General features: G+C 65.7%; 6 protein-coding genes and 1 pseudogene. 2 read left to right on the plus strand and 5 right to left on the minus strand.

What is annotated here, in order from left to right; translation table 11 throughout:
* The 4 genes from AC3XYG_RS04890 to AC3XYG_RS04905 all read right to left on the minus strand — a co-directional run.
* A partial coding sequence (locus AC3XYG_RS04890) for an ABC transporter permease (RefSeq protein WP_489138692.1) occupies positions 1-688 on the minus strand: 688 nt, incomplete at its 3' end.
* Between the two features lie 2 nt (positions 689-690).
* Positions 691-1,626 (minus strand): ABC transporter permease, encoded by a 936-nt coding sequence (locus tag AC3XYG_RS04895; protein ID WP_489138693.1) that lies wholly within the window; start codon positions 1,624-1,626, stop codon positions 691-693.
* A gap of 67 nt (positions 1,627-1,693) precedes the next feature.
* Positions 1,694-3,007 (minus strand): ABC transporter substrate-binding protein, encoded by a 1,314-nt coding sequence (locus AC3XYG_RS04900; RefSeq protein WP_489138694.1) that lies wholly within the window; start codon positions 3,005-3,007, stop codon positions 1,694-1,696.
* Positions 3,008-3,019: 12 nt separating this feature from the next.
* Entirely contained in the window at positions 3,020-4,051 is a 1,032-nt protein-coding gene (locus tag AC3XYG_RS04905; protein WP_489138695.1) for an ABC transporter ATP-binding protein, read from the minus strand.
* Positions 4,052-4,317: 266 nt separating this feature from the next.
* On the opposite strand from AC3XYG_RS04905, the gene AC3XYG_RS04910 reads away from it, so the two are divergent.
* Positions 4,318-5,046: a GntR family transcriptional regulator gene (locus tag AC3XYG_RS04910; RefSeq protein WP_489138696.1), complete on the plus strand. Its 729-nt coding sequence runs from the start codon at positions 4,318-4,320 to the stop codon at positions 5,044-5,046.
* Between the two features lie 92 nt (positions 5,047-5,138).
* On the opposite strand, the gene AC3XYG_RS04915 is transcribed toward AC3XYG_RS04910, so the two are convergent.
* Complete coding sequence (locus tag AC3XYG_RS04915; protein WP_489138697.1) at positions 5,139-5,615, minus strand: hypothetical protein; 477 nt, start codon at positions 5,613-5,615, stop codon at positions 5,139-5,141.
* Positions 5,616-6,086: 471 nt separating this feature from the next.
* Here AC3XYG_RS04915 and AC3XYG_RS04920 point away from each other — a divergent pair.
* Positions 6,087-7,090, plus strand: a pseudogene (locus AC3XYG_RS04920) (hypothetical protein); the annotation flags it as partial.

The raw sequence follows: 7,090 nt of genomic DNA on the forward strand, positions 1-7,090 counted from the left end.
ACTCGTCGTAGGAAAGCGTGAAGCCGAACAGCCCGACGCCGACCAGGCTCGGCAGCACGATCGGCAGCACGACATGGCGGATCGTCTGCCACGCCGAGGCGCCGAGATCGCGCGCCGCCTCCTCGTAGCTGCGGTCGAAGCGGTTGAACACCGCGAACATGATCAGCAGGCCGAAGGGCAGCGTCCAGGTCAGGTGCGCGCCGAGGCCGGAGCGGAACAGCCCCATGGCAGTGGTGAAGTCATCGGTGATCCAGGCGATGCCCCAGCTGTCGCCGAAATCGCGGATCGCATCGTCGAGCAGGCGGAATTCCAGGGCGATGCCGAGCGACACCACGATCGACGGCATGATCAGGCTGGCGATGGCGGTGTAGAACAGGATGGTCTGGCCCGGGAAGCGCTTGCGGAAGGCCAGGCCGGCCAGCACCGAGAATGTCATGGTCAGCACCATGACCACGAGGCCGAGTTCGAGCGAACGCCAGAAGGCGGCGCCGATGTCGACCACGCCCATGCCGGCCCACAGCTTCTCGAACCAGAAGGTCGAGACGCCGTTCATCGGGAAGGTCAGCCCGCCCTGCGGCCCCTGGAAGGACAGCACGAAGATCGTCAGCGTCGGCCCGTACAGGAACAGCACGAACAGGGCGAACACGGCGGCCAGGATGTAGAAGGAGGCGGGGCGCCCCTCGCGCATCGCTAGAGCTCCTTGCGGATGTCGACCAGCCGGGTCAGGGCGACGATGATCATGATCACGACCGCGAGCAGGATCACCGCATTCGCCGCCGCGGCCGGGAACTGCAGATAGCTGAGCTGGACCTGGATCACCTTGCCGACCGAGGCGATCTGCTGGCCGCCCATGACGCCGACGGTGACGAAATCGCCCATCACGATGGTGATGACGAAGATCGAGCCGATGACGATGCCCGGCTTGGACAGCGGCACGATCACGTTCCACAGCGTCTGCCAGCCGCTGGCGCCGGCATCGGTCGCGGCCTCGATCAGCGACCGGTCGATCCGCAGCATCGAGTTCAGGATCGGCACGATCATGAACACGGTGAACAGGTGGACGAAGGCCAGCACGACGGAGAATTCGGAGTAGAGCAGCCCGTCGATCGGCTGGCCGATGACACCGAGGCCCATCAGGCTCTGGTTCACCAGCCCGTTGCGGCCGAGCAGCGGAATCCAGGAGATCATCCGGATCACGTTCGAGGTCCAGAACGGGATGGTGCACAGCAGGCACAGCACCACCTGCATCGCCATGGTGCGGATGTGGAACACCAGGAAATAGGCGATGGTGAAGCCGAGCCCGAGCGTAATCGCCCACACCATCACCCCGATCTTCAGGGTCGAGATGTAGGTCTTGAAGGTGGTGCACAGGTCGGGCAGCGAGGTCAGGCAGCCGTCGAACGCCTCGACATAGTTGCGCAGCGTGAAGTCCGGCACGATCGAGTATTCGGTGTAGTCCCAGAAGCTGACCACCACCGTCACCGCCAGCGGCAGCACGAAGAACAGCAGGAACACCAGCATCATCGGCGCCGCCTGCAGGAACGCGACGGCGCGGACCCGGGCGCCGGCCTGCGGCACAGCAGCCTTGCGGGCCGGCCCGATGTCTTCGGCGGGAATGGCGGTCATCGACGGCGGCTTTCGGCGAGGTCGGCCGGGTTCGCGACGGCGAACCCGGCCGAGGCAGGTGATCACATCACGCGGCGATGAATTCGTTCCACTTGCGGACCATGTACTCGTTCTCGTCCATGACCGCGTTCCAGCAGGCGACGCCGCCCATCCGCGCGTCGTAGGAGCCGCCGTCGCGCACCGCGCCGGCCTTCTCCATCACCGTGCCGTCGGGCGCCTTGATGTCCTGGGCCGCCGGCTTGCCGTCCATCCAATAGGCCCATTCATAGGGCTCCATATTGGCCTTGGCCGTCTCCAGAACCGCCGAGTAGTAGCCCTGGCGGTTGAGATAGGCGCCGGCCCAGCCGGACAGGAACCAGTTGACGAAGTCGTAGGCGGCGTCGAGCTTCCGGTCCTTCAGGGTCTTCGGCAGGCCGAAGCCGGAGGCCCAGGCGCGGTAGCCTTCCTTCAGCGGCTGGAAGGTGCAGGCGATGCCCATCGACCGCACCTTGGTCACGGCCGGCGACCACATCGACTGGATCACCGTCTCGCCCGAGGCCATTAGGTTCACGCTCTCGTTGAAATCCTGCCAGAAGGCGCGGAACTGGCCGGCCTGCTTGGCCTCGGTCAGCACCTTCATGGTCAGGTCGATCTCGGCCTTGGTCATGTTGCCCTTGTCGGCATAGGTGTGCAGGCCGCTGGACTCCACCACCATCGCCGCATCCATGATGCCGATCGACGGGATGTTGAGGATCGACGCCTTGCCCTTGAAATCCGGGTTCAGCAGCTCCTTCCAGCTCTCGATCGGCCGGCCGATCAGATCGGGCCGGATGCCCAGCGTGTCGGCGTTGTAGGTGGTCGGGATCAGGGTGATCCACTCGGTCGGCTCGCTGGCGAAGGTCTTCGAGGTCTTGTCGGTGAGGTAGAACACCTTCTTCGGCGCGGTGCCCTGGTCGCCGATCTTCTTGCCGTTCAATTCGCCCTTGGTGAAGACGGTCGAGATCTGGTCGACATACTTGATCCGCCGGGCGTCCATGCCCTGCAGGTTGCCGGAGGGCAGCAGCTTCTTCAGGCTGAAATACTCGCTGTCGACCAGGTCGAAGGAGTTGGGCTGGGTGACGATGCGCTTGGTCACCTCGTCGGTCGTGACCGGCACGTATTCGATGATGATGCCCAGATCCTCCTTCGCCTTCCTGGCGATGTCGGCGCTCTGGTTCACCGCGGTGCCGAGATAGCGCAGCGTCACCGGCTCGGCCGCGATGATCGCGGGGAAGCCGGTGATGGCGCGGCTGCCGACCAGCGCGCCGGCCGTCGCCGCCGTGGTCTTCAGCAGCGCACGGCGCGAGAGGCCGCCCAGAATCTTAGAAGACCCGGGGGTCTTTGGAGTCTTGGTGTCCGCCATTGTGAGCCTCCTTCAGGGTTGGGGGCGAAACTCGCCGCGCCCCGCGGCATCGCTCGGAAGAGGATGGATGTCGGTGTCGGCCCAGCCGACGGCGACCCGGTCACCGGGTGCCACCGGATCGGCGAAGAACGCGGCCTCGGGCAGCCAGGCCAGCATGTCGGGCGCCAGGTCGCAGGCGAAGGCGACATGGACCGTGGTGCCCTGGTATTCGACCCCCTGCACCACCGCCTCGACCGCCCCCGCGGGCAGGCCGGCGCCGTTGACCTTCGACAGCCGCAGCCGGTCGGCGCGCAGGGTGGCGAGGCCGCCGCCGAGACGGACGACGTTGTGGCCGCCGATGAAGCGGGCGACGAATTCGGTGGCCGGCCGGGCGAACAATTCCTGCGGCGGGCCGGCCTGTTCGATCCGCCCGCCATTCATCACCACGGCAAGGTCGGCCAGGGCCATCGCCTCTTCCTGGCTGTGGGTGACATGGATGAAGCTGATGCCGAGTTCGGCCTGCAGCCGCTTCAGCTCGGCCCGCATCTTGATCCGCAGGAACGGGTCGAGGGCGGAGAGCGGCTCATCCAACAGCAGGATCTGCGGCTGGGTGATCAGGGCGCGGGCCAGCGCCACGCGCTGCTGCTGGCCGCCGGACAGTTGCCCCGGCAGCCGTTCGGCATAGGCCCCCATCGCCACCAGGGCCAAGAGCTCCGCCGCCTTGGCCCGGCGCACCGCCTTGGCCACGCCGCGCATCTTCAGGCTGAAGGCGACGTTGTCGGTGACCGAGAGATGCGGGAACAGGGCGTAGGATTGGAACATCATCGCCGTGCCGCGCTTGGCCGGCGGCCGGTCGGTGACGTTGGTCGGGCCCAGGATGACGTCGCCGTCGGACACCGCCTCATGCCCCGCGACCATGCGCAGGGTCGAGGTCTTGCCGCAGCCGGACGGCCCGAGCAGGCAGCAATAGGTGCCGGCCGGAATCTTCAGGTCGATGCCGTCCACGGCCACCGTGCGGCCGTAGCGCTTCGTCACCTTCACCAGTTCGAGATCTGCGCCGCGCATCTGCTCTCCCTTGTCGGGAAAGCAGGTCTGCAAGCCCCGTGCCAATCGACCGGACCGCAGGATTCCGGGATTCGATCCAAGGTCGAGGCTACCGGCCCGCCTATGGTTTAGGCAGCCGCATACAGGCCGCCCGCAGATTGTGCACAATCCATACAGCGTAAGAATACAATCTTGAGCGCCGCCGGCCGGCATGGGATGGTGGCCCGGAACAAGTCCTGAAGCCGCTGCAAGGCATGCCCGCCGGACCGGCCGGGCCGGAGTTTGAGATGGACACGATCGAGACCGTCGGCACGCTGGCCGAAAGCCGCGACATCCCCGATCGCGGTGGGCGCGTGTCGATGATCTACCGGTCGATCCTGGATGCGATCGTCGAGCACCGGCTGCCGCCGCGCACCAAGCTGTCGGAAGACGAGATCGGCACCGCCTTCGGCGTCAGCCGCACCCTCGTCCGCTCCGCCCTGCAGGCGCTGGCGCACCAGAACATGGTGGTGATCGAGAAGAATCGCGGCGCCTTCGTCGCGGCGCCGACGGTCGAGGAGGCGCGCGAGGTGTTCGAAACCCGCCGCACGATCGAGGCGGCGATCGCCCGCCGCGCCGCCGAGCGCACCACGCCCGCCGACATCGACCGGCTGGAACGGCACCTGGCGGACGAGGCGGAGGCCCTGCACCGGGGCGAACGGCCGCGCGCCATCCAGCTGTCCGGCCTGTTCCACCTGGCGGTGGCCGAGATCGCCCGGCAGCGGGTGATGGAGCGGTTCCTGCGCGAGCTGGTGTCGCGCGCCTCGCTGGTCATCGCCCTATACGGCCGCAGCGGCGCCTCGGCCTGCGGCAACGCCGAGCACCAGGCGATCCTGCAGGCCCTGGCCGGCCACGACCCGGACCGCGCCAGCGCCGCCATGCTGGCCCACCTGACCCATATCGAGCAGGATCTCGACCTGGACCCGGCCGAAGCGGGGCCGGTCGACGTGGCAGCGGTGCTGCGAAACCGAGGCTAGGCCGTGCGGCTGTCACGGAAGGCCTGATCGCCGCCTGCAGCTTCGGCATGCTCCTGGCCTCTCTCCGGGTCGCCGCCCTCACGACGCCGGCGTCATCGCAAGGCGCGGATGCGGCTGTCAGCAACCTGGGTCAGGGGATGGTTGGGGTAGAGGCTGGCGAACATCTGGTAGGCCCCGATCGTGCCGGCCCGCCGGGCGGCATCGAACGCCGCGTAGATCACGGCGTCCGGGTCATTGCCGAGAAGCCCTGGATCCGGAGCACTCTTCCGGTCCAGCAACGCCCACGCGTCACTTGCGAGCGCATGGTCGGGATGCCGCGCGATAAAGCGGATCAGCGCCGCGCTCGAGCCGTCATCGACGGCCCCACGGAATTCCCGGGCGATCACGGCCCCATCATCAGGCGGCCGCTCCATGACGCTCTGAGCCGCCATCAATCCCCCTCCTGTCACCACCGGCGCGCCGCCGTCCCGGCTGTCGGCCACGCCTCCTTCCGCTGCATAGGGCAGCGCGGCTGACAGCAGGGACAGCGTGGCCGCGAAAACCCGGTGGTGATGGCGCGGCTCGTTCATTGTCCCGTCCCCTGCCCTGGCGCAACCCAGCACAGCCTAGTGTCGCCGAACTGTGTGCAATAAATAAGGCGACGCCGAACGCGCGATCCCGGATGTGACCAGTAAAGATTCCCAATGCCGGAGGATGCGGGCGGATGGCTGTAATGGCCGGACGATTGGCCGTAGCCCGGCATTGCTCCTGGTGAAATTATCAATTATATCCAATTTATTGACAAATTATCCATTCTGGGGTATGTTATTCAGTCCTAGAGAAATTTTGTTTCTCGGAGAAATGAGCAAGATCCAGAAATAAATTCCTATTTCTTCAAGACATGATCGTGACATCTTCTCAACATGATCTCATGTCACGTTCAAATTGGCTCGAATGGCGATCCCTTTATTCTGATCGCCGTTCCGCCCAAATCACGCTCAAAGCAAGCAATGGATCAGTCGGAACTGAACATTGGATTTCTCCAAAGGGGGAGGCTTGACGTGATTTCCCGAAACTTTACTGGATACGACGATTTCCTACTGGGCGCCGACGACAACGACGACCCGATCCACACCCAGTTTCCCGACGGCGACGACGACACGGTCGCCTGGGCGTCGATGCGGAGATGGTCGAATGCCCACGCCCTCGTGGTCGATCAGAGTCCGGTCGATCAATCCCGGCCGGGCGATGGTGGCGGCACCGCAGTCGCGGCGCTGACCGCCGCACCGATCGGACAGGCCGATGGCCTGCAAACCCACGCCACCGGCCATTCCGACACAGCGCCAGCCATCGGCCAGCCCAGCAGGGTCCTGCTGGATTCCGCCGTGTCGGGCACGGAGAAGCCTGTGGAGAACGGCTCGGCCGACCCCTCCGTCGCGGTCGTCGCATCCGGCGACCAACGGATCGACGGCATCCTGAGTGGCTCCCGCTGGTCGGACGGGTTCATCACCTACAGTGATCCCGATTCCACGGCTGACTATCAGGCCGGCTATCCCGAGGCGTTGACCAACTTCCACCAGATGACGGCGCAGCAAATGATCGCCGTCCATTTCGCCCTCAACGCCGCGCATTATACGCAGCCTCTCGGCGGGGTGGGCTTCTCGGTCGAAGGCTTCACCAATCTCGGGATCGACTATGCGGGCAGTGGCTCGGGGAGCGGCACCATCCGGGTCGCCAACACCGCAAATCCCGGCACCGCCTACGCCTATTACCCAAGCAATTCTAACACCGGCGGCGATGCGTTTTTCGGGCCTAGCGGCGCCGCACCAACGGCCGGCAACTACGACTGGCATACGGTGCTGCATGAGCTCGGCCACTCACTGGGCCTGAAGCACGGCCAGGAAACCGATGTGTTCGGGGCGCTGCCGAGCGACGTCGACTCGCTCGAATTCTCGATCATGACCTATCGCACCTTCATCGGCGACGACACGAGCGGTTACAATTACGAGACCTGGGGGGCGCCCCAGACCTTCATGATGCTCGACCTCGCCGCCCTGCAATACAT

The organism is Inquilinus sp., from assembly GCF_057815775.1.